At 69.6% G+C, this 22,945-nt stretch carries 20 protein-coding genes; 14 read left to right on the forward strand and 6 right to left on the reverse strand.

Annotation, left to right across the window (positions count from 1 at the left end):
• The 10 genes from AC3A6G_RS03905 to AC3A6G_RS03950 all read left to right on the forward strand — a co-directional run bounded on the left by AC3A6G_RS03905 (window position 1) and on the right by AC3A6G_RS03950 (window position 11,670).
• Window positions 1-1,446 (forward strand): NAD(P)/FAD-dependent oxidoreductase, encoded by a 1,446-nt coding sequence (locus tag AC3A6G_RS03905; RefSeq protein WP_487873255.1) that lies wholly within the window; start codon window positions 1-3, stop codon window positions 1,444-1,446.
• 199 nt (window positions 1,447-1,645) lie between these two features.
• The gene (locus AC3A6G_RS03910; RefSeq protein WP_487873110.1) at window positions 1,646-3,241 is read left to right on the forward strand and encodes an ABC transporter substrate-binding protein; all 1,596 of its coding nucleotides are present in this window, start codon (window positions 1,646-1,648) and stop codon (window positions 3,239-3,241) included.
• Window positions 3,242-3,293: 52 nt separating this feature from the next.
• The gene (locus AC3A6G_RS03915; RefSeq protein ID WP_487873111.1) at window positions 3,294-4,268 is read left to right on the forward strand and encodes an ABC transporter permease; all 975 of its coding nucleotides are present in this window, start codon (window positions 3,294-3,296) and stop codon (window positions 4,266-4,268) included.
• Entirely contained in the window at window positions 4,265-5,125 is an 861-nt protein-coding gene (locus tag AC3A6G_RS03920; protein WP_487858321.1) for an ABC transporter permease, read from the forward strand. The genes AC3A6G_RS03915 and AC3A6G_RS03920 overlap by 4 nt, the downstream gene beginning before the upstream one ends.
• Entirely contained in the window at window positions 5,125-6,138 is a 1,014-nt protein-coding gene (locus AC3A6G_RS03925) for an ABC transporter ATP-binding protein (RefSeq protein ID WP_487858322.1), read from the forward strand. The genes AC3A6G_RS03920 and AC3A6G_RS03925 overlap by 1 nt, the downstream gene beginning before the upstream one ends.
• Entirely contained in the window at window positions 6,135-7,163 is a 1,029-nt protein-coding gene (locus AC3A6G_RS03930; RefSeq protein ID WP_487858323.1) for an ABC transporter ATP-binding protein, read from the forward strand. The genes AC3A6G_RS03925 and AC3A6G_RS03930 overlap by 4 nt, the downstream gene beginning before the upstream one ends.
• A gap of 1 nt (window position 7,164) precedes the next feature.
• Window positions 7,165-8,460, forward strand: coding sequence for an NAD(P)/FAD-dependent oxidoreductase (locus tag AC3A6G_RS03935; protein WP_487873112.1), 1,296 nt, complete (start codon window positions 7,165-7,167; stop codon window positions 8,458-8,460).
• Window positions 8,461-8,485: 25 nt separating this feature from the next.
• On the forward strand, window positions 8,486-10,162 hold the full coding sequence (locus tag AC3A6G_RS03940; RefSeq protein WP_487873113.1) for an amidohydrolase: 1,677 nt from the start codon (window positions 8,486-8,488) through the stop codon (window positions 10,160-10,162).
• A complete protein-coding gene (locus AC3A6G_RS03945) occupies window positions 10,159-11,148 on the forward strand; it encodes a CobW family GTP-binding protein (protein WP_487873114.1) in 990 nt (329 codons plus the stop codon). Before AC3A6G_RS03940 ends, AC3A6G_RS03945 begins: the two co-directional genes overlap by 4 nt.
• A gap of 51 nt (window positions 11,149-11,199) precedes the next feature.
• Complete coding sequence (locus AC3A6G_RS03950) at window positions 11,200-11,670, forward strand: N-acetyltransferase family protein (RefSeq protein ID WP_487858327.1); 471 nt, start codon at window positions 11,200-11,202, stop codon at window positions 11,668-11,670.
• 9 nt (window positions 11,671-11,679) lie between these two features.
• Here AC3A6G_RS03950 and AC3A6G_RS03955 read toward each other — a convergent pair whose 3' ends face one another.
• Entirely contained in the window at window positions 11,680-12,027 is a 348-nt protein-coding gene (locus AC3A6G_RS03955) for a hypothetical protein (protein WP_487858328.1), read from the reverse strand.
• 260 nt (window positions 12,028-12,287) lie between these two features.
• On the opposite strand from AC3A6G_RS03955, the gene AC3A6G_RS03960 reads away from it, so the two are divergent.
• The 3 genes from AC3A6G_RS03960 to AC3A6G_RS03970 are packed head-to-tail and all read left to right on the forward strand — an operon-like array spanning window position 12,288 to window position 16,897.
• Window positions 12,288-15,449 carry an autotransporter outer membrane beta-barrel domain-containing protein gene (locus AC3A6G_RS03960; protein WP_487873115.1) on the forward strand — a complete coding sequence of 1,054 codons (3,162 nt, stop codon included), beginning with the start codon at window positions 12,288-12,290 and terminating at the stop codon, window positions 15,447-15,449.
• Window positions 15,450-15,494: 45 nt separating this feature from the next.
• The gene (locus AC3A6G_RS03965) at window positions 15,495-16,238 is read left to right on the forward strand and encodes an ABC transporter substrate-binding protein (protein ID WP_487873116.1); all 744 of its coding nucleotides are present in this window, start codon (window positions 15,495-15,497) and stop codon (window positions 16,236-16,238) included.
• A complete protein-coding gene (locus AC3A6G_RS03970; RefSeq protein ID WP_487873117.1) occupies window positions 16,238-16,897 on the forward strand; it encodes a hypothetical protein in 660 nt (219 codons plus the stop codon). Before AC3A6G_RS03965 ends, AC3A6G_RS03970 begins: the two co-directional genes overlap by 1 nt.
• Window positions 16,898-16,928: 31 nt before the next feature.
• On the opposite strand, the gene AC3A6G_RS03975 is transcribed toward AC3A6G_RS03970, so the two are convergent.
• A complete protein-coding gene (locus AC3A6G_RS03975; protein WP_487858332.1) occupies window positions 16,929-17,567 on the reverse strand; it encodes an FABP family protein in 639 nt (212 codons plus the stop codon).
• Between the two features lie 7 nt (window positions 17,568-17,574).
• Window positions 17,575-18,873 (reverse strand): hemolysin family protein, encoded by a 1,299-nt coding sequence (locus tag AC3A6G_RS03980; RefSeq protein ID WP_487858333.1) that lies wholly within the window; start codon window positions 18,871-18,873, stop codon window positions 17,575-17,577.
• Window positions 18,874-18,896: 23 nt separating this feature from the next.
• Here AC3A6G_RS03980 and AC3A6G_RS03985 point away from each other — a divergent pair, with 23 nt between their 5' ends.
• Window positions 18,897-19,739, forward strand: coding sequence for a symmetrical bis(5'-nucleosyl)-tetraphosphatase (locus tag AC3A6G_RS03985; protein WP_487873118.1), 843 nt, complete (start codon window positions 18,897-18,899; stop codon window positions 19,737-19,739).
• A gap of 27 nt (window positions 19,740-19,766) precedes the next feature.
• On the opposite strand, the gene AC3A6G_RS03990 is transcribed toward AC3A6G_RS03985, so the two are convergent.
• From AC3A6G_RS03990 to dcd, 3 genes are all read right to left on the reverse strand, one after another.
• Window positions 19,767-21,239 (reverse strand): DEAD/DEAH box helicase, encoded by a 1,473-nt coding sequence (locus tag AC3A6G_RS03990; protein ID WP_487858335.1) that lies wholly within the window; start codon window positions 21,237-21,239, stop codon window positions 19,767-19,769.
• Between the two features lie 129 nt (window positions 21,240-21,368).
• Window positions 21,369-22,253, reverse strand: a complete 885-nt coding sequence (ypfJ, locus tag AC3A6G_RS03995) for a KPN_02809 family neutral zinc metallopeptidase (protein ID WP_487864108.1) — start codon at window positions 22,251-22,253, stop codon at window positions 21,369-21,371.
• A gap of 100 nt (window positions 22,254-22,353) precedes the next feature.
• Window positions 22,354-22,920, reverse strand: a complete 567-nt coding sequence (dcd, locus tag AC3A6G_RS04000; RefSeq protein WP_487858337.1) for a dCTP deaminase — start codon at window positions 22,918-22,920, stop codon at window positions 22,354-22,356.
• Between the last annotated feature and the right edge of the window lie 25 nt (window positions 22,921-22,945).

Below are 22,945 nucleotides of genomic sequence, written 5' to 3' on the forward strand. Positions count from 1 at the left end.
ATGCCTTCCGGCACTGCCGCGTTCTCCCCGGCGTCGTCCGAACCGCAGCCCACGGGCCGGCCGTACGACCCGCGCTACGACCCGCTGGTCGCGTCCGATCCGGGCGCGGGCCGCGCCTATGCGCCTACCTGGTGGGTGGCAAGCGCCGGCACGCCGCCCGAGGACGACGGCCCGCTGCACAACGACATCGACGTCGACGTGGCCATCATCGGCTCGGGTGCCACGGGCATGTCGACCGCGCTCTATCTCGCGCAGGAGCACGGCATCCGGGCCACGGTGCTCGAGGCCAACCAGGCCGCCTGGGGTTGCTCGAGCCGCAGCGGCGGCCAGGGGCAAAACGCAAGCGGCCGGCTCAAGCGTTCGCAATGGATCGAGCGCTGGGGCATCGACACCGCGCGGCGGCTCGACGCCGAGATTCGCGGCGGCTTCGAGAACTTCAAGCATCTCACCACCCAGATCGATTGCGATGCCTTCGACGGTGGCCATCTCTATCTGGCGCACCGGCCCGAGAAGCTCCCGGTGCTCGAAGCCGAGGCGCGCCTGATGCGCGAACAGTTCGGCTACGGCACGCGCATGCTCACGGCCGAAGAGGTGCGAAGCGACTATTGCGACGAGCGCGAGGCCTGCGGCGCCATGTTCGAACCCGAAGGGGTGGGCATCCATCCGCTGAAGTTCACCTTCGGCCTATTGCAGAAGGCGCGCGGCCTCGGCGTGACGGTGCACACCTCGAGCCCGGTGCAGGGCTGGCAGACGATCGACGGCGTGCACCACCTGCGCACGCCCGGCGGCGTGGTGCGCGCGCGCCGTGTGGCGGTATGCACCGGCGGCTACACCGGCCAGGCGCTGAATCCGGCGCTGAAGAACCGCATCATGCCGATCCTCTCGAACTCGGTGGTCACGCGGCCGCTGACCGAGTCGGAACTGCAGGCCACCAACTTCAAGTCGCTGACCTTCCTGACCGACACGCGCACGCTGCGCTTCTATTACCGGCTGCTCAAGGGCAACCGGCTGCAGATCGGCAGCCGCAGCGCCGTCAGCGGCGCCGACGCCGAGCATCCGATGCACCTAAAGCTGCTCACCGATGCGATCGCGCGCAAGTTCCCGCCGCTCGCGGGCATCCGCATCGACTACTCGTGGTGGGGCTGGGTCGACGTGAGCCACGACATGATGCCGCGCATCGCGCAGCCCGACAGCGACAAGTCGATCTGGTATGCCGTGGGCTACGGCGGCAACGGCGTCTCGTTCTCGACCTGGGCCGGCAAGCGCCTGGCCGAGCGCATCGCGGGCAAGGACGCGGGCCGCGAGGTCTTCGAACTGCCGATCTACCGCTCGCCGCTGCCCTTTCCAAACGTGCTCGGGCTGGTCGAGTCGCCGGCCTTCGCGCCATTCCGCCGCCTCGGCCAGCGCATGCTTTACAAGTGGTACTGGCTGCGCGACGAAAAGTAGTTGTTGACACTCTCGGCCGCGCGGCCGAGGTGCATTCACCGAAGTGGCGCATCGCACCGCCACACAACGGGGCAAACCCGTGCCTTCTGGCCCTTCAACTTGGCTACGGTTGGCTCTTCGGTCCCGCTCGACCTGCGCCTATCGTCGAGTGCGGCCCGCAAGGGCGTCCCAATCCACAGAAGTTCCAGGAGGTCGATCCATGTTCCATTTGCTATCCCATCGCCGCGGTGTCTTGTTGTCGGCGGCATTGCTCGGCGCCAGCGCGCTCGTGCCCCTGCCGGCCGTTGCGCAGGAACCCAAGCGCGGCGGCACGCTGGTGGTCGGCTACACCCAGGTGCCGCGTCACCTGAACGGCGCGGTCCAGTCGGGCACGGCCACGGCGATCCCGTCGGCGCAGCTGTTCGCGAGCCCGCTGCGCTATGACGACAAGTGGAATCCGCAGCCTTACCTCGCCGAGTCGTGGAAGCTCGCCGACGACGGCATGTCGCTCACGCTGAACCTGCGCAAGAACGCGGTGTTCCATGATGGCAAGCCCGTGACCTCGGCCGACGTGGCGTTCTCGATCATGGCGATCAAGGCCAACCATCCGTTCCAGACCATGCTGGCGCCGGTCGAGAAGGTCGACACGCCTGATGCGCACACGGCCATCATCCGCATGAGCACGCCGCACCCGGCGATCCTGCTGGCCATGAGCCCCGCGCTCGCGCCGATCCTGCCCAAGCACATCTACGGCGACGGCACCGACCTGAAGAACCATCCGCGCAACAGCAACGACGTGGTCGGCTCGGGACCGTTCAAGCTCGTCGAGTTCCAGGCCGGCCGGCGCGTGGTGATGGAGCGCTTCGACAAGTTCTTCCTGCCCGGCAAGCCCTACCTCGACAAGGTCGTGCTGAACATCGTGCCCGATGCCGCGAGCATCATCCTGAGCCTCGAGCGCGGCGACATTCAGATGTTCCCTTACCTCTCGACCTCTCCCGAACTCCGGCGGCTCAAGAACAGCACCGACATTGCGCTGACCAACAAGGGCTACGAGGGCATCGGCGCCCTCAACTGGCTTGCCTTCAATACAGCAAAGAAGCCGCTCAACGACGTGCGCGTGCGCAAGGCCATCGCCTATGCCATCGACAAGAAGTTCATCACCAAAGCACTGATGGGCGGTTTCGCAACGCCGGCCGACGGCCCGATCGTGGCGAGCAGCCCGTTCGCGACCGACGACCTGGTTCGCTACCCGCTCGACCTGAAGAAGGCCGCCGCGCTGCTCGACGAAGCGGGCCTGAAACCCGGCAACGGCGGCGAACGCCTCAAGCTGACCATCGACTACCTGCCGGGCAACGACGACCAGCAGAAGAACGTGGCCGAGTACGTGCGCGCGCAGCTCAAGAAGATCGGCGTCACGGTGGAGGTGCGCGCCTCGGCCGACTTCCCGGCCTGGGCCAAGCGCCTTGCCACGCACGACTTCGACATGTCGATGGACGTGGTGTTCAACTGGGGCGATCCGGTGATCGGCGTGCACCGCACCTACCTCTCGACCAACATCAAGCCCATCATCTGGACCAACACGCAGTCGTACGCCAACCCCAAGGTCGACGAGCTGCTCAACACCGCCGGCACGCTGCTCGACCCGACCAAGCGCAAGGCCTACTACGCCACGTTCCAGAAGATCGTGACCGACGAAGTGCCGATCATCTTCATCAACGATTCGCCCTACCACACGGTCACGCGCAAGAACGTGGCCAACGTGCCGACGACCATCTGGGGCCCGGCCTCGCCGTACGACGAGGTGTTCCTGAAGTAGGCGCGGCGACCACCACCACGACGACGACAACAACGACAACGGCGCCGCCACGATGGCTTTCCTCCGCCTCCTCGCTTCCCGACTGATCCAGGGCCTGCTGCTGGTCCTGGCGGTCGTGGTCCTGAACTTCGTGCTGGTGCATTCCGCGCCGGGCGACCCGGTCGAAACCATCGCCGGCGCCTCGGGCGGCATGAGCCCCGAACTCATGGCCGACCTGCGCAAGCAGTACGGCCTCGACCGCCCGTTCCTCACGCAGTTGGGCATCTACCTCGGCAAGGTCGCCAGCGGCGACCTGGGCTACTCGTACTACTTCAACCTGCCGGTCTCGCAGATGATCCTCGAGCGCGTACCGGCCACGCTGCTGCTGGTGCTGAGTTCGGTGGTCCTGGCCTTCGTGCTCGGCACGCTGCTCGGCGTTCTGTCGTCACGCAAGCCCAATGGCCTGTTGTCGCAGGCGATCACCGTGCTGTCGCTGGTCGGTTTCGCGGCACCGGTGTTCTGGACCGGCATCATGCTGGTGCTGCTGTTCGCATCGGTGTGGCCGATCCTGCCGGTCTCGGGCATGCGCGCGCCCGATCCGGTCGACGGCTTCTGGGGCGGCATGCTCGACGTGCTGCACCACCTGGTGCTGCCGACGGTCACGTTGGCCGTGATCTACCTCGCGCAGTACAGCCGCCTCGCGCGTTCGTCGATGCTCGACGTGCTCGGTGCCGACTACATTCGCACCGCGCGTGCCAAGGGCCTGGCCGAAAGCGTGGTGCTCTACAAGCATGCGCTGCGCAATGCGCTGCTGCCGGTGGTCACGGTGCTGGGCCTGCAGTTCGGCAACGTGCTGGCCGGCGCGATCCTGGTCGAGACGGTGTTCAACTGGCCCGGACTCGGCCGGCTGGCCTTCGACTCGGTGCTGCGGCGCGACTACCCGACCATCCTCGGCGTGCTGCTGTTCTCCTCCATCGTCGTCATCGTCATGAACATGGTCACCGACCTGTGCTACCGACTGATCGACCCACGCATCAAGACCTCATGAACAAAACCATCAAGGTCGAACATCCCGGCGTCGAGGCATTGCGCATGTTCATGCGCAACCCGGCCGCCATCGTCGGCATGGCGATCCTGCTCGTCGTCGTGCTGGTGTCCATCGTCGGCCCGTGGGTGTACCCGGCCGATCCGTTCGAGATGATCACGGCGCCGATGACACCGCCCTTCACCGAAGAAGCCTGGCTCGGCAGCGACCAGCTCGGCCGCGACGTGCTCACCGGCATCATCCACGGCGGGCGCGCCACGCTGGCCGTGGGCGCCATCGCCGCGCTGCTGTCGGTCACCATCGGCGTGACGCTGGGCGCCATGGCGGGCTACTACGGCGGCCGCGTCGACGCGGTGCTCATGCGCGTGACCGAGTTCTTCCAGGTGCTGCCCTCGCTGCTGTTCGCGATGGTGGTGGTCACGCTGTTCTCGCCTTCGCTGATCACGGTCACGCTGGCGATCGGCAGCGTGAGCTGGCCTTCGACGGCGCGGCTCGCGCGCGCCGAGTTCCTGAAGATCCGCGGGCTGGAGTTCGTGCGCGCCGAGCGCGCCATCGGCGCGCGCCACGCGCGCATCATCTGGAAAGTGATCATGCCCAACGCACTGCCGCCGCTGGTGGTGTCGGCCACGCTGGCGATCGGCGCGGCCATCCTGTTCGAGGCCGGCCTGTCGTTCCTCGGCCTGGGCGACCCCAACCAGATGAGCTGGGGCCTGATGATCGGCTCGTCGCGGCAGTACGTGCTGAGCGCCTGGTGGCCCGTGCTCTTCCCGGGTGCGGCGATCTTCATCACCGTGCTGGCCGTGAGCCTGATCGGCGACGGCCTCAACGACGCCCTCAACCCCAAACTGAGGGAACGCTGATGACACAAGAAGCTGCATTGCTGCAGGTGAACGACCTGCGCGTCGAATTCAGCGGCCGCCGCGGCCGCGCCATGGTGCTCAACGGCGTCGACTTCGAACTGCGTGCCGGCGAGACGCTCTGCGTGGTCGGCGAATCGGGCTGCGGCAAGAGCATGACGGCGCTGGCGCTGCTCAGGCTCATTCCGTCGCCGCCGGGCCGCATCAGCGGCGGGCGTGTGCTGTTCCAGGGCGAAGACCTGGTGGCCGCGAGCACCGATCGCATGCGCCAGGTGCGCGGCAACCGCATCTCGATGATCTTCCAGGAGCCCATGACCTCGCTGAACCCGGTGTTCACCGTGGGCGAGCAGATCGCCGAATCGTTGCGGCTGCATGCCGGCCTCGACGGCAACGCGGCGCACCAGCGCGCCATCGAGATGCTGCAGCAGGTCGGCATTCCGGCGCCCGAGCGGCGCGTGCACGAATACCCGCACCAGCTCTCGGGCGGCATGCGCCAGCGCGTGATGATCGCGATGGCGCTGGCCTGCCGGCCCGACATCCTGATCGCCGACGAACCGACCACCGCCCTCGACGTGACGGTGCAGGCCCAGATCTTCGACCTGCTGCGCGACCTGCAGCGCGAGAAGGGCACGGCCATCCTGCTGATCACGCACGACATGGGCGCGGTGGCCGAGATGGCCGACCGCGTGATGGTGATGTATGCCGGCCGCGTGATCGAACAGGGCAGCTGCGAACAGGTGCTCGGCGCGCCGGGCCATCCCTACACGCGCGGGCTGATCGGCTGCCTGCCCGAGCTCGGCAGCAGCATCGGGGGGCGGCGCGACGACCTCGCCGAGATCGACGGCGTGGTGCCCTCGATCTGGGAGCTGGGCCACGGCTGCGCGTTCCGCGAGCGCTGCCCGCATGCGATGCCGCGCTGCGCGAGCGAGGTGCCGCCCATGTTCGAACTCGGCGCTGACGAGGCCACGCCGCACGGCGCGGCCTGTTGGCTGCATGCAGAAGAGGTGGTGGCATGAACGCGATGACCCCAGACACGTTGCTACAGGTCGACGACCTGCAAGTGCATTTTCCGCGCGCCCGGTCCGGCTGGTTCAAGCCGCCCGAGGTGGTCAAGGCCGTGGACGGCGTCTCGTTCACGGTGCGCCGCGGCAGCACGCTCGCCGTGGTCGGCGAATCGGGCTCGGGCAAGACCACCACCGCGCTGGCCGTGATGCGGCTGTCGCCGGTCACGGCCGGGCATATCCGCCTCGGCGACACCGACCTCGGCAAGCTCGAGGGCGAGGCGCTGCGGCAGGCGCGCCGGCGGCTGCAGATCATCTTCCAGGACCCGTACTCCTCGCTCAATCCGCGCGAGCGTGCCGGCGCAGCGGTGCGCGCGCCGCTCGACCTCATGGGCATCGGCACGCCGGCCGAGCGCGATGCACGCGTGGCCGAGCTGTTCATGCAGGTGGGCCTCCGGCCCGAGCAGCAGCACCTGTTTCCGCACCAGTTCTCGGGCGGCCAGCGCCAGCGCATCAACATCGCGCGCGCACTCGCCACGCAGCCCGAACTCGTGGTCTGCGACGAGCCGGTGTCGGCGCTCGACATCGCGATCCGCGCGCAGATCCTGAACCTGCTCGCACGGCTGCAGCGTGAACTCGGCCTGACCTACCTGTTCATCTCGCACGACATGGCCGTGGTCGAGCACATCTGCGACGACATCGCGGTGATGTACCTGGGCCAGATCGTCGAGCGCGCACCGCGCCAAGCGTTCTTCGCGCGGCCGCTGCATCCCTACAGCGTGGCGCTGATGTCGGCGGTGCCGACGGTGCACGGCGGACGCCAGCGCGCCGCGCAGCGCATCAAGCTCACGGGCGATCCGCCGAGCCCGATCAACCCGCCGGCCGGCTGCCGCTTTGCCGGCCGCTGCCCGGTGGCCGAGCCCGCCTGCGCGGCCGAGCTGCCGCCGCTGCGCGAAGTGGCACCGGATCACTGGGTGCGGTGCCGGCGCGTGGAGAGCGTCGGCGGCCAGCCGGTGGCCCCGCTGCAACTCCCAGCCTAGCGTGATCACACCGCGGCGCTACCACACACCGAGCGGCTGGAACGCCATCGCACGCCACCGCGCAACCCCGCGCGGGCCGCTGCAGGCCGACCTGCAAGCGCGCTTCGCCGTGGTCGGTGCCGGCTACGCCGGACTCGCCGCGGCTCGCGCGCTGGCGCTGCGCTACCCCGACGAACGCATCGTGCTGCTCGACGCCGGCCAGCCTGCCGAAAGCAGCTCGGGCCGCAACTCGGGCTTCATGCTCGACCTGCCCTACGCCAAGATCGCGAGCGGCAGCGACCCTGCCATGCGCGATTGGCAGGCGCGACTGCTCGCGCACGGCATGCAGCACCTGCGCACCCTCGTCGAGGGCGGCAGTATCGATTGCGGCTGGCAGGCCATCGGCCACTACAAGGCCGCCACGACGGCGCTGGGTGCTCGGAACCTCGAGGCCCTGACGCGCACGCTCGACGCGCACGGCGTGCACTACCGCCGCCTCGCGCCCGGCGAGATCAAGGACGAACTCGGCACCGCGCGCTACACCGCGGCGCTCGGGCTGCGCAACTGCACGCTGGTGCAGCCGGCCGAGCTGGTGCACGGCCTCGTCGACACGCTGCCGCCGAACGTGGCCCTGTACACCGACAGCCCCGTGAGCGGCCTGCAGCAGCGCCAGGGCTACGAACTGCAGGTCGGCCCGCATTGCGTGCGCGCGCGCCAGGTCTTGCTGTGCGTCGGCACCGATTTGCCCGGCTTCGGCCATGCCGCCTCGCGCCAACTTGCCGTCTTCACCTATGCCGGGCTCACGCGCGCCCTCAGCGACAGCGAGGCCGCGGCACTGGGCGGCGCGGCCGAATGGGGCGTGACGCCGGTCGAGCGCCTGGAGGCCACCAGTCGCAAGGTGGGGGGCCGGCGCTACATGCTGCGCCTGGGCTTTTCGTACAAGCACGAGCTCGCGCCCGAACAGGTGCGCACGATGCTGCAGGCCGGCCTGCGCGAACGCTACCCGGGCCTGCCCGCCGATGTCTTCGAGCATGCCTGGGGCGGCGCGGTCGGCATGACGCGCAACGATGCGCCGATCGTGCGCCAGCTCGCCGAGGGCCTGCATGCGGTGGCCGGCTGCAACGCCTCGGGCATCCTGAAGATGACGGCGCTCGGCAGCCTGCTGGCGGACCATGCAGCGGGCGTTCGCTCGCCGTTGCTCGACGAGACGCTGCAGCGCAGCCGGCCGGGCTTCATTCCGCCCGAACCGATCCGCCGCCTGGCTTTCGAATGGTCGCTGCGCCGCATGCGGCGCGAGCTGGCCGAACATACAACCTAGCAACCATCCCCACTCCTTCACTGCCATGACCCAGACCACCGTCTACGCCGCCCGCAGCATCCTCACCATGAACCCCATGCAACCGCGCGCCACGCACGTGGCGGTGCGCGAAGGCCGCATCCTTGCCGTCGGCGACCTGGCGCGCTGCGCCGAATGGGGCGACTACACGCTCGACGAGCGCTTCGCCGACAAGGTGCTGATGCCGGGCTTGGTCGAGGGCCACTGCCACCTCAAGGAAGGCAGCATGTGGGAGTGGACGTACACCGGCTGGTTCGACCGGCGCGATCCCGACGGAAAGATCTGGGCCGGCCTGCGCTCGATGGACGAAGTGGTCGCGCGGCTGGCCGAGGTCGCCGCGCGCCTGGCGGCCGAGGGCGTGCCCGAGACCGAGCCGCTGATCGCCTGGGGGTTCGATCCGATCTATTTCGGCGGCGAGCGCATGACGGTCGAGCACCTCGACCGCGCGAGCGCCACGCGGCCGATCGTGATCTCGCATGCCAACGGCCACCTCATGAACGCCAACAGCGCGATGCTGAAGGTGGCCGGGATCACGCGCCTGACCGGTGAAGGTGGCGATGTCGAGGGCGTCGTCAAGTTCGCAGCCGGCCACGCCAAGGCCGGCGAGCCCACGGGCGAGCTGCAGGAACCCGCCGCCATGTTCCTGGTGCTGCGCAAGATCAACAACGCCGGCCTGCTCGCACCCATGACCGAAGCCGGCGTGCGCTCGTTCGCACGGCTGGCCTGCCGCCAAGGCGTGACCACGGCGACCGACCTCGTCAACAAGCTCAGCGAGAACGACGTGCAGGTGCTCGAACGCGCGCTCGCGGACGACAGCGTGTCGATCCGCCTGCTGCCCGCGTTCCAGGCCTTCCACGGCACGCATGCGGCGCCGGCCGGCGCCGAGCACGTCAAGACGCTGATGGAGCGCAACACCGACCGCCTGCGCTACGGCCTCGTGAAGATGATGCTCGACGGCTCGATCCAGGGTTTCTCGGCGCGGCTGCGCTGGCCCGGGCACTTCAACGGCGCGCCCAACGGCATCTGGGTCACGGCGCCCGCGCAGTACGAGACCGACTTCGAGACCTACCACCGCGCCGGCCTCACCATCCACACCCACACCAACGGCGACGAGGCCAGCGAAGCGGCCATCGACGCCATCGAGCGCGTGCTCGCGCGCGCGCCGCGGCGCGACCACCGCCACACGCTGCAGCACGGCCAGATGATCGATGCGCCGCTGTTCCGCCGCATGGCCGTGCTCGGCCTCAGCGCGAACCTGTTCGCGAACCACCTCTGGTACTGGGGCGATCAGCACTACGAGATGACCATGGGCCCCGACCGGGCGCACCGGCTCGACGCCTGCGGCAGCGCGCTCGCGGCCGGCGTGCCGCTCGCCATCCATTCCGATGCGCCGGTCACGCCGCTCGGGCCGCTGTTCACGGCCTGGTGTGCGGTGAACCGCATCACGCCCAAGGGCCGCGTGCTCGGCGAGAGCGAGAAGCTCACTGTGATGCAGGCGCTGCACGCGATCACGCTCGGCCCGGCCTGGACCCTGAAGCTCGACGGCGAGATCGGCAGCATCGAGTGCGGCAAGCGCGCCGACTTCTGCGTGCTCGAGGACGATCCGCTCGAGGTCGACCCGTCGGCGCTGAAAGACGTGCGCATCTGGGGCACCGTGCTGTCGGGCCGCGTGTTCGAGGCATGACGGCGGTACGCCGCATTCCGCTCACCGTCGTCGGGGGCTTCCTCGGCGCGGGCAAGACCACGCTGCTCAACCGCTGGCTGCGCGAAGCCCAGGGCCTGCGCATGGCGGTGCTGGTCAACGACTTCGGTGCACTCAACATCGATGCTGACCTGATCGCCGCCACACACGGCGACACGGTCGCGCTGACCAATGGCTGCGTCTGTTGCCAGATCGGCGACGACCTGGGCCGCGCACTGGTGCAGGTGATCGAGTCGGTCACGCCCTTCGATGCGGTGGTGATCGAGGCGAGCGGCGTGTCCGACCCCTGGCGCATCGCGCAGATCGGCATGGCCGCGCCCGAACTGAGCCTCGAAGCCGTGGTGGTGCTGGTCGATGCGAGCGCGGTGGCGCAGCAGTCGCGCGACCCGCTGCTCGCCGACACGCTGGCGCGCCAGCTCACCTCGGCCGATCTCGTCGTCGTCAACAAGGCCGACCTCGCAGACGCCGCCGCGCTCGCGGCCGCGCACGCCTGGGCCGAAGCCACCGCGCCAGGCACGCCGCGCATCGAGGCCGTGCAGTCGGCGGTTCCATTGGCGTTGCTGTCCGGATTGCCGGCGCCGGCCACCGCGGCATGCGCCGTCTGTGGCGACGACCATGCGCATGGCCCTGCACACGGCCATGACCATGACCATGACCATGACCACGCGCCCGACCACGGCGCCATGTTCCAGACCTGGAGTGCGCAGCCCACCGGGGCGATTTCCGCCGACACGCTGCGCGCATGGCTGCGCGACATCCCGCCCGGCGTGCTGCGGCTCAAGGGGTGGCTGCGCACCGGCCTCAGCAGCGCCGAAGGCGACGAATGGTCCGAAGTGCAATTCGCCGGCCGCCACGGCAGCGTGCGCCGTGCGCCCGCGCCACGCGATGCGCAGGCCGCCGTGGTCGCCATCGGTTTGCGCGGGCAACTGCCCGAAGCGGCGCTCGCCGGCTTCTTCCACACCCACTGAGCGCCGGCCGTGGTGCAATCGCGCGTTGACATCATTCAACGTGCGACCACCATGACCACGCCTTCATCTTCGCTCCTGATCCGCCCGCCCGTGCCCGAGGACTTCGCGGCCTGGAAGCCGCTCTGGGACGGCTACAACGCGTTCTACGGACGCGAGGGCCCGACCGCGCTGCCCGACGAGATCACGCGCGTCACCTGGCAGCGCTTCTTCGATGCCTACGAGCCGGTGCATGCGCTCGTGGCCGAGCGCGATGGCGAGCTCGTGGGACTGGTCCACTACCTGTTCCACCGCAGCACCACGCGCATCGAACCCAACTGCTACCTGCAGGACCTGTTCACGCGCGCGTCGGAGCGCGGGCGCGGCGTGGGCCGGCAACTGATCGAAGGCGTGTACGCGCAGGTGCAGCACGCGGGCGCGCACCGCGTCTATTGGCAGACCCACACCACCAACAGCGCCGGCCGCGCGCTCTACGACAAGGTGGCCGCGCACGAGGGCTTCATCGTCTACGCCACGATGGTCTGACCCGCGGGGTCAGTACTTGATGGTGACGCCGGCCTTGACGCCGTTGTTGCTCTTGCCATCCGAAGACACGCCACCCGAGAGTGACAGGTCGCCGCCCGTGCTCGCGCCGAGCGAGTAGACCGGCTTGGGCATCGAAGTGTCGGTGCCGATGTAGGTGCCGCTGCCGTCAGGCCGCTGTACGCCCACGGTGGCGCCATGGGTGACGGCCGACGTCTCGGTCGGCTTGATGTTGGGCGCGATGTAGACCGTGCCCTTCTCGTCGCTGTCCACAGGCAGCTTCAGAGGTTCGGCCACCGCGGCGGTGGTGACGGCCCAGCACGCGGCCGCGCCCAGGCACACAAGTATCGATCTGCTCATGCACCGAATCCTCGGGGCAGCGCCGCGCCGCGCCTGTAGGACGAGGCAGCGAGCAAACCGTCCGGCAGGCGCTTTGTCATGGGCCCCGGGCCCGGCGGGCGTGACGCTTGTCTCCCTGCGCAAGGGGCGCACGGCTCATGACCGCGCACGGGGCAATTCCTACAGTGGGTCCACGGTGGCAGACCCTGCCCGGCCCTGTTGCGGACCGGGTCATGCAGGGCCCCTGCACCACGGAAACAACACGCGACAAAGGTAACGCCATGAACAAGATCTTCAGGAGTCTCTGGAACCCCACGCTGGGCACGTACGTGGCCGCCCCCGAGAGCGCGCGCGGGCACGCCCGTTCGGCTGGTGCGCGCGCCGTTGCCATCTCGGTGCTGCTGCTCGGCAGCGGCGCGGGCATCGCGGCCGGCGGTGCGGGCGGCGAACCGCAGGGCGACCCCAGGCTGCACGCCGGCGCGGGTGGCAGCGACGGCAGCGGCGGCGCAGGCGGGTTCAACGATAGCAACCTGGGCGCACAGGGCGGCGACGGCGGCGCATCGACCGATGCCGGCGGCATGGCCGGTTCGAGCGCCAACGTGGGCAGCTTCGCCGGCGCCACTGCGGGCGCGGGCGGCGCCGCGGGGACCGGTGCCACTCTCGTGATGCCGGGCGCGCTGCAGGGCGACGACGGCGCAGCAGGCGAATCGCACACCGGCGGCTTCGGCCACGGAAACGGCTATGGCGGCGGCGGCGGTGGCGGGGCCATCGGCCTGGCCATGGGTGCGGCCAGCCCGGCCTCGATCGGCAGCCACACGGGCGGCGCGGGCGGTACCGGCGGCAACGGGTACTGGGCCGCGGGCGGCGGCGGTGCCGGCGGCCATGGCGCGACGCTGCTCGATCCGCTGGCGGCGCACGTTGCCGCGGGCACTTCGACCGGCGGTGCGGGCGGCGACGGCGGCAACGCCTTTTCGCAAGCGGGCGGCGGCGGCAGTGGCGGCAGCGGGTTCCTCCTGCGCACCGCGACCGCGGGCACCGCATTCACCCACAGCGGCAGCATGCTCGGAGGCGCCGGCGGCGCGGGCGGCGCCGAGCTGCTGCCGGCGCGCAGCAATGCCTCGGGCGGCGGCGGGGGCGCGGGCGGCCACGGGCTCACGCTCGACGGCAGCGCGGCCGCCAGCGTCCACAACACCGGCCAGATCACGGGCGGCGTCGGTGGCGCGGGTGGTGCCGGCGGCGGAGGCGCGGGTGGCTCCGGCGCACCGGGCAGCGGCGGCGACGGCGGCGCCGGGCTCCGGTCGGTCGGCGCCGGCGCGGCGATCGACAACAGCGGCACCATCGCCGGCGGTGCGGGCGGCCTCGGCGGCGCCAGCAGCAACGGCGGCGCGGCAGGTGCCCCCGGTGCCGGTGGCGCGGGCGCAACGGGTGCGAACCTGGCCATCGCGAACAGCGGCACCATTGCCGGCGGCCTCGGCGGCGACGGCCTGACGCGTGCGCCGGCGGTGCAGTTCACGGGCGGCAACAGCAACAGCCTGACGGTGAATGCGGGTTCATCGCTGCAGGGCGCGATCGCCATCGAGGTCGGTTCGAGCGCCCGCATCGCCCCGGGCGCCGACGGCATCGACATGCCCAATGCGCTGCGATTGGGCGGCACGGGCACCATCGACACCCAGGGCCGCGCCATGGGCTGGTCGGGCACGATCGTGGGCACGGGCGGCCTCGTGAAGGACGGTGCCGGCACCTTGACGCTCTCGGCGGCCAACAACAGCCTGAGCGGCAGCACCCGTGTCGCGGCGGGCACGCTGCGCGCGGGCACGGCCGGCGCGCTGAGCCCGGCGAGTGCGGTCGTGGTCGATGCAGGCGCCACGCTCGACCTCGCGGGCCACAGCCAGACCGTCGCCGCCATGACCAACAGCGGCGTCGTCTCGCTCCTGAGCGGCACGCCGGGCGCCACGCTCACCGTGCAGGGCCCCTGGGTCGGCAACGGCGGCACGCTGCGCCTGGGCACCGCGCTCGGCGCGAGCAACAGCCTGAGCGACCGGCTGATCCTGAGCGGCTGCACCGCGATCGCGAGCGGCACCACCGCCATTCAGATCACCAACCGCGCGGGCCTCGGCGCGCTGACCACCGGCAACGGCATCGAGGTGGTGACCGCGATGAACGGCGCCACCACCACCGCCCAGACCACGCGCGACGCCTTCGTGCTGGCCGGCGGTCATGTCGATGCAGGCGCCTACGAATACCGGCTGCATGCGGCCGATGCGGCCGGCGCAGGCGAGAACTGGTACTTGCGCTCGGGCGTCACCGTGCCGCCGCCACCACCGCCACCGCCCCCACCGCCGCCCCCCGGACCGCCGGGACCGCCAGCCCCTCCCGCACCGCCGCCGAGCGAAGAACCGAGCCCGCCGCGCACCAGCCCCGGCGGCACCACGCCCGGCGCCATCGGTGGCGTGACCATTCCCACCTACCGCGTCGAGGTGCCATTGCTCGCGGCACTGCCCGAGCAGTTCCGCCAGGGCAACCTCGCGATGGTGGGCAACCTGCACCAGCGCGTGGGCGACGACGGCGTGATGGGCGTAAGCAGCAGCAGCGCGGGTGCGCCCGGGCAGCCAAGCCACCGCCAGGCCTGGGCCCGGCTCATCCGCACCGACCGCACCATCGGCCAGGCCGGCACCGTGAGCCCCACGAGCGAAGGGCACCTCACGGGCATCCAGACCGGCACCGATCTGTGGGCCGATCCGAACTGGCGCGTCGGTGTCTATGTCGGCCAGCTCGAAGGCACCCAGCGCGTGAACGGTTTCGCACGCGGCCTGCACGGCTTTGCCGTCGGCAGCAACGATCTGCGCAGCCAGTACCTGGGCGCCTACGCAACCTGGAAGAACGACGGCGGCCTCTACGTCGACGGCGTGCTGCAGGGCGGGCGCCACCGCTACACCGCGAGCACCACGCTCGGCTCGGCGAGTTCGGGCAAGGGCCACAGCCTGCTGGCTTCGATCGAGGCCGGCCAGGCGTTCCGACTCTCGCCCCAATGGACCATCGAGCCCCAGCTTCAACTGGTGCACCAGCGCGTCAGCCTCGACGACACCGGCATCGTCGGCGCGCTCGTGCAGCAGGACAGCCACAGCGGCTGGCTGGTGCGCGCGGGCGTGCGGGTCAAGGGCGAACTCACCACCGCCGCCGGCCCACTGCAGCCCTATGCGCGGCTCAACCTCTACCGCAGCAGCAACGGCACCGACGTGACGCGCTTCGTCGGGCCGTCGGGCACCACCGACATCGCCACGCGCACCGGCGGCACCAGCACCGAGCTGGCCGCGGGCGCCACGCTGCAGCTCACGCCGGCCATGAGCGTGTACGGGGAGGTCGGCAAGCTTTGGGCGTCGGGCGGCGATGCGCGCATCAAGAGCGGCATCAACGCGAGCGTGGGGGTGAAGTTCAGCTGGTGAGGGGTGATGCGCACGCGGGGCTGAAATGAATTCAGAATGGGGGCCATGCCCTCTTCGTCCACCACCCCCGACATCGTCCAGGCCTTTGCGCCCAACGGCGTGCTGCGCGCCTCCATCAACCTCGGCAACCCGATCCTCGCCGGACGCGACAGCGCCAGCGGCGAGCCGGCCGGTGTGTCGATCGACCTCGCGCGCGCGTTCGGCGCGCAGCTCGGTGTGCCGGTCGAGCTGGTGGTGTTCGACACCGCCGGCAAGTCGGTCGAGGCCGTGGCCGCCGACCGCGCCGACATCGGCTTCTTCGCGATCGATCCGGTGCGCGGCGCCGAAATCGCGTTCACCGCGGCCTATGTGCTGATCGAGGGCGCCTACCTCGTGCGCGATGGCGCGGCGCTCACGCGCAACGAAGAGGTCGATCGCGAGGGCATGCGCGTGGCCGTCGGCAAGGGCAGCGCCTACGACCTCTACCTCACGCGAGAACTGAAGCAGGCGCAGATCGTGCGCGCGCCTTCGTCGCCCGCCGTGGTGCAGACCTTCCTCGACCAGGACCTCGAGGTCGCGGCCGGCGTGAAGCAGCAGCTCGAGGCCGACCAGGCCCGCCACCCCGGCCTGCGCCTGCTGCCAGGGCGCTTCATGGTGATCCAGCAGGCCATGGGCGTGCCCAAGCGCCGCGGCGAGCCGGCGGCCGGCGCGCTCGCCGCGTTCGTCGAAGAAATGAAGGCCAGCGGCTTCGTGGCCGAGGCGCTGCACAGGCACGGCATCCAGGGCGCGTCGGTCGCGCCCGCGGCCTGATGGCGATGACGACGGGCCAGCGGACCGTCGCGGCCTTCGTCCTCGGTGGTGCCCTTGCGGCCGCGGTGATCGGCGGCTGGCTGCGGCTGTCGTCGACGCTCGGCGGCACGACCGGGCAGCATGTGCATCTGCTCGACCCGGCCAAGATCGAACTGATCCGCACGCCGGGCGGCCACCTGCAGGTCAGCGAGATGGCCAAGGCCGAGGAGTTCGGCTGGCAGACCTCGTGGGAATGCCCGCTCCTCGACTGCAGCCGGCTGCCGCGCACCGTTTCGCGCGTGCGCGTGCAGGCCCGCTACGTCTACCGCATTCCGCTCGCGGCCGAATGGCGCCTCGAGCCCCGCGGCGACCACTACCGGCTCACGGTGCCGCCGCTGGAGTTGCAGGCGCCCGTGGGCTTCGACACATCGACGATGGAGATCGTCACGACCGAACGGAGCCTGCTCTCGCCCGCGGCGCCCGCCAACCGCGAGAAGGCCCTGCGCCACCTCGGCCCCGAACTCGCGCGGCGCGGCGCGAGCCCCGCGTACCTCGCGGCGCAGCAGAAGAATGCCGAGCAGACAGTGCGCGAATTCGCGCAGAAGTGGATGCGCGAGCAAGGCGGCGGGCCGCTGGCGCGGCCGATCCGGGTGGAGTGGGACGGGCCCAGCCCGATGTGATGCGGCTGCCGCCGCGCCCTGCCTTCCTGCCTCAGTGCGCTGCGGCGGCCAATGCCAGCGGATTGAGCCCCGGCCCCGCCACCCGCGTCAGCGTGTTGCGGTCGGTGTGATGGAAAGGCTCGGCCTGCCCCGCGATCTGCATGATCGTGTCCTGGTCGTACGACCAGGTGCCGTCGGGGTTGATCGTCACGCTGATGTTCCAGGCCGTGGTGGTGAAGGCGCGCTCGATGAACGGGTTCGAGACGATGCCGTTCACCAGGCTGCCGCGCTCGGCGCTGAGCGTGAAGCGCGTGTCGTCGGCCTTGGCCTGGCCCACCGCCATCGCGACCTGGCCGCGCGGAATGGCCAGCGTGTGCATCAGCATGCCGGTGGCCGGCTCCCAGAGCCAGTAGCCCACCTGGTCGTGGTACATCTTGGTGAGCCCGGGCTTGTGGATGTAGGTGTGGTATCGCAGCCCGTAGAGCAGCTGCGGGCCGTTGGTCTGCGCGTCGATCGGCTGCAGTTCGATGCGCTCGACATACGCCTGCGTCTTCGGGCCTTCGCGCTTGGGCTTCACATCCACGCCGCGCGTGCCCTCCCAGACGCCGGCCATCGCGCGCAGCGGGCCGAGGTTGGCCAGCGTGTCGGGGTCGGCGGGGGGCTCGGTGTAGATGTCTTCGGTCGGATTCATGGTTTTTCTAGGAGGCCTTCTCGGGCATGGCCAGCACCCGGTCGATGCGGCGGCCCTCGAGGGCGGTGATCTCGAACTGCCAGCCTGCGCAGTCGATGACCTCGCCGGCTTCGGGCAGGTGGCCCGACACCGACATCAGCAAGCCCGCCACGGTGTTGTAGCGCCCGCGCTCCTCGTCCGGCAGTTCGCGGATGCCGAGGCGCGCGCGCAGCTCCGACACCGGCATGAGGCCGTCGAGCTCCCAGACGCCGTCGGGCCGCTGATGCGCCCAGGCGTCGGTCAGGACGCCGGGCTGCAGTTCGCCGGTGATCGCCTCGAGCATGTCGCGCGGCGTCATGAGGCCTTGCACCACGCCGTATTCGTCGACCACGAACACCAGGCGGCCGCCGCGTTCGCGGAACTGCTCGAGCAGTTCCATGCCGGTGAGCGTCTCGGGCACGAACACGGCCGGCGCAGCCTCTTCGCCGAGCCGGCCCGCATGGTCGATGCCGAGCCGCAGCAGGTGCGCCACACTGATCACGCCGACCACGTCGTCGAGTGAATTGCGGCACACCGGGTACCACGAATGCACGAGGTTGAGCGCGCCCGCGTCGGCCACCTTCTGCAGTGCCTCGGCCACCGTGTCGGCGGCATCGAGCCATTCGATGTCGGCGCGCGGGATCATCAGCGACGAGAGCCGGCGGTCGTCGAGGTGGAACACGTTGCGCACCATCTGGTGCTCGTGGTGCTCGATCACGCCGGCGTCCACGCCCTCCTCGAGGCTGGCGGAGATTTCTTCCTCGGTCATCGAGCGCGCGGCATTGGCGTCGATGCGCAGCAGCTTCAGCACCGTGGCCGTGGCGCCCGCGAGCAACCACACGAAGGGCTTCGCGCCCTTGGCGAGCCCGCGCATCGGCCGCGACACCCAGCGTGCCACCGGCTCGGGGTAGAGCTGGCCGATGCGCTTGGGCACCAGCTCGCCGAAGATGATGGTGAAGAAGGTGATGCCGGTCACCACCAGCGCGGTCGACACCACGCTGGCCGTGCCTTCGCCCATGCCGAGTTCTGCGAGCCACACAGCGAGCGGCGCCGCGAACGCGGCCTCGCCCACGATGCCGCTGAGCATGCCTATCGACGTGATGCCGATCTGCACCGTCGAGAGAAAGTGGGTCGGTTCCTCCATCAGCCGAAGCGCTGCCTCGGCGCCGGCATCCCCTGTTTCGGCCAACGCCGCGAGGCGCGCGCGCCGGCTGGTGGAAAGGGCCATTTCGGACATGGCGAACAACGCATTCAGCGTCGTCAGCATGGCCAGGAGCAAGACATCCATGTACAGGGGGTGAAAATGAGGAAATGGCACTTTACTTGATCGGCGATATACAGGGCTGCGACGACGCCCTCCAGCGGCTGCTCGACAAGATCGGCTTTTCCCCGAGCCGCGACACCCTCGTGCTGCTGGGCGACCTGGTCAACCGCGGCCCCGACTCGGCCGCCGTGCTGCGGCGGGTGCAGGGCTACGGCGCCTCCGCGCTGAGCCTGCTCGGCAACCACGACCTGCACCTGCTCGGCGTGGCGCACGGCGCGCGCAAGCCCGGCCGCAAGGACACGCTGGCCGGCCTGCTCGCTTCGCCCGACAGCGAGGCAATGCTCGACTGGCTGCGCCGCCAGCACATGGCGCTGCACATGCAGATCGGCGGCGGCGAGCTGCTCATGGTGCATGCGGGCGTGCTGCCGCAGTGGACCGTCGGCGACACGCTGGCGCTCGCGGCCGAACTCGAATCGGTGCTGCGGGGGCCCGCGCTCGGCGAGTTCCTGCTCGACATGTACGGCAACGCGCCCGACCATTGGCGCGATGCGCTCACGGGCAACGCCCGGCTGCGCGTGGTGGTGAATGCGCTCACGCGGCTGCGTTTCTGCTCGGCCGACGGCATGATGGATTTCGAGAGCGCCGACAACGCGGCCTCCGCGCCCGAGGGCCTCATGCCGTGGTTCGACGTGCCGGGGCGCAAGACCGCCGATGTGACGATCGCATTCGGCCATTGGTCGACGCTGGGCTGGCTGTCGCGACCCGACCTGCTTTCCACCGACACCGGCTGCGTCTGGGGCGGCTGCCTCAGCGCGGTGCGGATCGGTGCCACGCTGGACGAGCGCGAGCTGATCCAGGTGAAGTGCGAACAGGCGCAGAAGCCCGGTTGAGCCGGCAGCGGGGCCGGCTGCTCGCGCTCAGCTCGGCTCGGCGCTCTTGAACAGCGCCGGCACCTTGCGCTTGGACTTGATGTTGCTCGAGATGCCGCGCGACGGTGCGGCCTTGGCGGCCGCTTCCCAGGCGGGTGCGGCCTCGCGCTCGCCCGGTTCGTAGGGCTTGTCGAAGAACGGATCGCGCGGTGCAGACGCGCGGTGCGGACGGCCAGCGCCGCCGCGGCGTGCATCGCCTCCGAGGGTGCTGCTGCGTTGTTCGCGCGGCTGGTCGAGCACGTCGCGTGCATCGCCGGCCTCGCCCTCTTCGCGCCAGTGGCGGCGGCCGTCGTTGATGCGGCCGCGTGGATGGTCTTCCTCGAACTCCATCGCCTCGAGTTCGATCTTCTTCTTGATCAGCTTCTCGATGTCGGCCACCAGGCGCGCATCGTTGCCGCCGCTTGCAAAGCTGACTGCCAGGCCCGACGCGCCGGCACGGCCGGTGCGGCCGATGCGGTGCACGTAGTCTTCGGCGTTGAACGGGATGTCGAAGTTGAACACCGCCGGCACGTCCTTGATGTCGAGGCCGCGCGCCGCGACGTCGGTGCACACCAGCAGGTCGACCTCGCCGGCCTTGAACGAAGCCAGCGCCTTCAGGCGCTCGTCCTGGCTCTTGTCGCCGTGCAGCGCGGTGGTGCGAAGGCCATCGCGTTCGAGCGAACGGGCCAGGCGCGCACAGCCGAGCTTGCTGTTGACGAACACGAAGGCCTGCGTGATGCCGCGCTGCTTCACGATCTGCTTGAGCGCGCGGCGCTTGTCGTCGTCGCTCACGCTGAAGAAGCGCTGCTCGACGGTCGACGCTGTTTCGTTCGGCCGCGCCACCTCGATGGTGACGGGGTTCTGCAGGTAGCTGCCGGCGAGCCGCTTGATCTCGGGCGAGAAGGTGGCCGAGAACAGCAGCGTGGTGCGCTGCTTGGGCAGGTAGCTCAGGATGCGCTGCAGGTCGGGCAGAAAGCCGATGTCGAGCATGCGGTCGGCCTCGTCGAGCACCACGTACTCGACCTGGTTGAGCACCGTGTTCTTGGCCTCGATGTGGTCGAGCAACCGGCCCGGCGTGGCCACCAGCACCTCGACGCCCTTCTTGAGCTCGAGCGTCTGCGGCTTCATGTCGATGCCGCCGAACACCACCGTGCTGCGCAGGTTGGTGTACTTGGCGTACAGCTTGACCTGCTGGGCCACCTGGTCGGCGAGTTCGCGCGTGGGCAGCAGCACCAGCGCACGCACCGGATGCCGTGCGGGCGAGGTGGACGCGTTCTCGTGCTTGAGCATGCGCTGCAGCAAGGGCAGCGTGAACGCAGCGGTCTTGCCGGTGCCGGTTTGCGCAGCACCCATCACGTCCTGGCCTGAAAGCACGACCGGAATGGCCTGTTCCTGGATCGGGGTCATGGTCTCGTAGCCCATTTCGGCTACGGCGCGCGCCAGCGAATCCGCCAGCATGAGGTTGGAGAAGGAGCTTGTCATTAAGCCCGCTATTGTCGCATTGCCGCAAAAAATGGCAGTGAAGACTCGGTGACAACGCCCGCAAGGCGCGCGTTGCTATTTATTTCATAGCGTTATACCAAGTGTTGATGCACCTTTACGCCGCTTCGATCAAAGCGTCCGGGCATTGAAGGTGTCGCACGACTTCACATCACCGGTCTGGAAACCGGTGCCGAACCACTTCTGGCGCTGCGCGCTGGAGCCGTGCGTGAAGCTGTCGGGCACCACCGCGCGGCCCGCCGAGCGCTGCAGCGCGTCGTCGCCGATCTTCTGCGCAGCGTTCATCGCGGCCTCGATGTCGCCGGGATCGAGCCACTTCTTCGACTCTTGCGAATGGTGGGCCCAGATGCCCGCGAAACAGTCGGCCTGCAGCTCGACGCGCACGCTCAGGGCGTTGTTCTGCGACTGGCTCATTCGCCGCCGCATGCCGTCGACCTTGGCGGTGATGCCGAGCTCGTCCTGCACGTGGTGGCCGACCTCATGCGCGATCACGTAGGCCTGCGCAAATTCGCCCGGCGCGCCGAGCTGATTCTTGAGCGTGTCGTAGAACGACAGGTCGATGTAGACCTTCTTGTCGCCGGGGCAGTAGAACGGGCCCATGGCCGACTCGCCAGTGCCGCAGGCGGTGGGCGTGGCGCCGCGGAACAGCACCAGCCGCGGCGCCTGGTAGGTGCCGCCGTTCTGGCGGAAGATGTCGCTCCACACCACCTCGGTGTTGCGCAGCACGGTCGAGACGAAGGCCGCCTCGCGGTCGGCGGCCGGCGGCTTCGGCGCGGGGCCTTGTTGCTGTTGCTGCACCTGCGCCTGTTCCGGGCCGCCCCCGCTCAGCAGGCTCAGCACCGTGAGCGGGTTGATGCCGAAGATCCAGCCCGCGATCAGCGCGACCGCGATGGTGCCGATGCCGATGCTCCGCCCACCGATGAAGCCGCCGCCACCGCCCCCGCCGCTGCGGCGGTCTTCGACGTTGTCGGATTGTTCGTTGCCTTCCCATCTCATCGCGCGCTCCTTGCCGGCTGTCGAAGTGGGCCGGATCGTGAGCGGATGGTAATGGGCCCGGCCGCTGGCTGCGTAACCGGGGGTCAGCGCGCCGAAGGCCTCAGGTCTTGGGCAGTGTGACGCCGCGCTGGCCCTGGTACTTGCCGCCGCGGTCCTTGTAGCTGGTCTCGCAGACCTCGTCGCTCTCGAAGAACAGCACCTGGGCACAGCCCTCGCCCGCATAGATCTTGGCGGGCAGCGGCGTGGTGTTGCTGAACTCGAGCGTCACGTAGCCTTCCCATTCGGGCTCGAAGGGCGTCACGTTCACGATGATCCCGCAGCGCGCGTAGGTGCTCTTGCCGAGGCAGATGGTGAGCACGTTGCGCGGGATGCGGAAGTACTCGACCGTGCGCGCCAGCGCGAAGCTGTTGGGCGGGATGATGCAGTAATCGCCGTGCATGTCGACGAAGCTCTTCTCGTCGAAGTTCTTCGGGTCGACCACGGTGCTGTGGATGTTGGTGAAAACCTTGAATTCAGGCGCGCAGCGGATGTCGTAGCCGTAGCTCGAGGTGCCGTAGCTGATGATCCTGTGGCCCGCGGCCTCGCGCACCTGCCCGGGCTCGAAGGGCTCGATCATGCCGTGCTGCTCGGCCATGCGCCGAATCCATTTGTCGCTCTTGATAGACATAAAACACCCCCAGTCTTCGCGCACT

Source organism: Variovorax sp. Soil_C_26 (genome assembly GCF_057657075.1).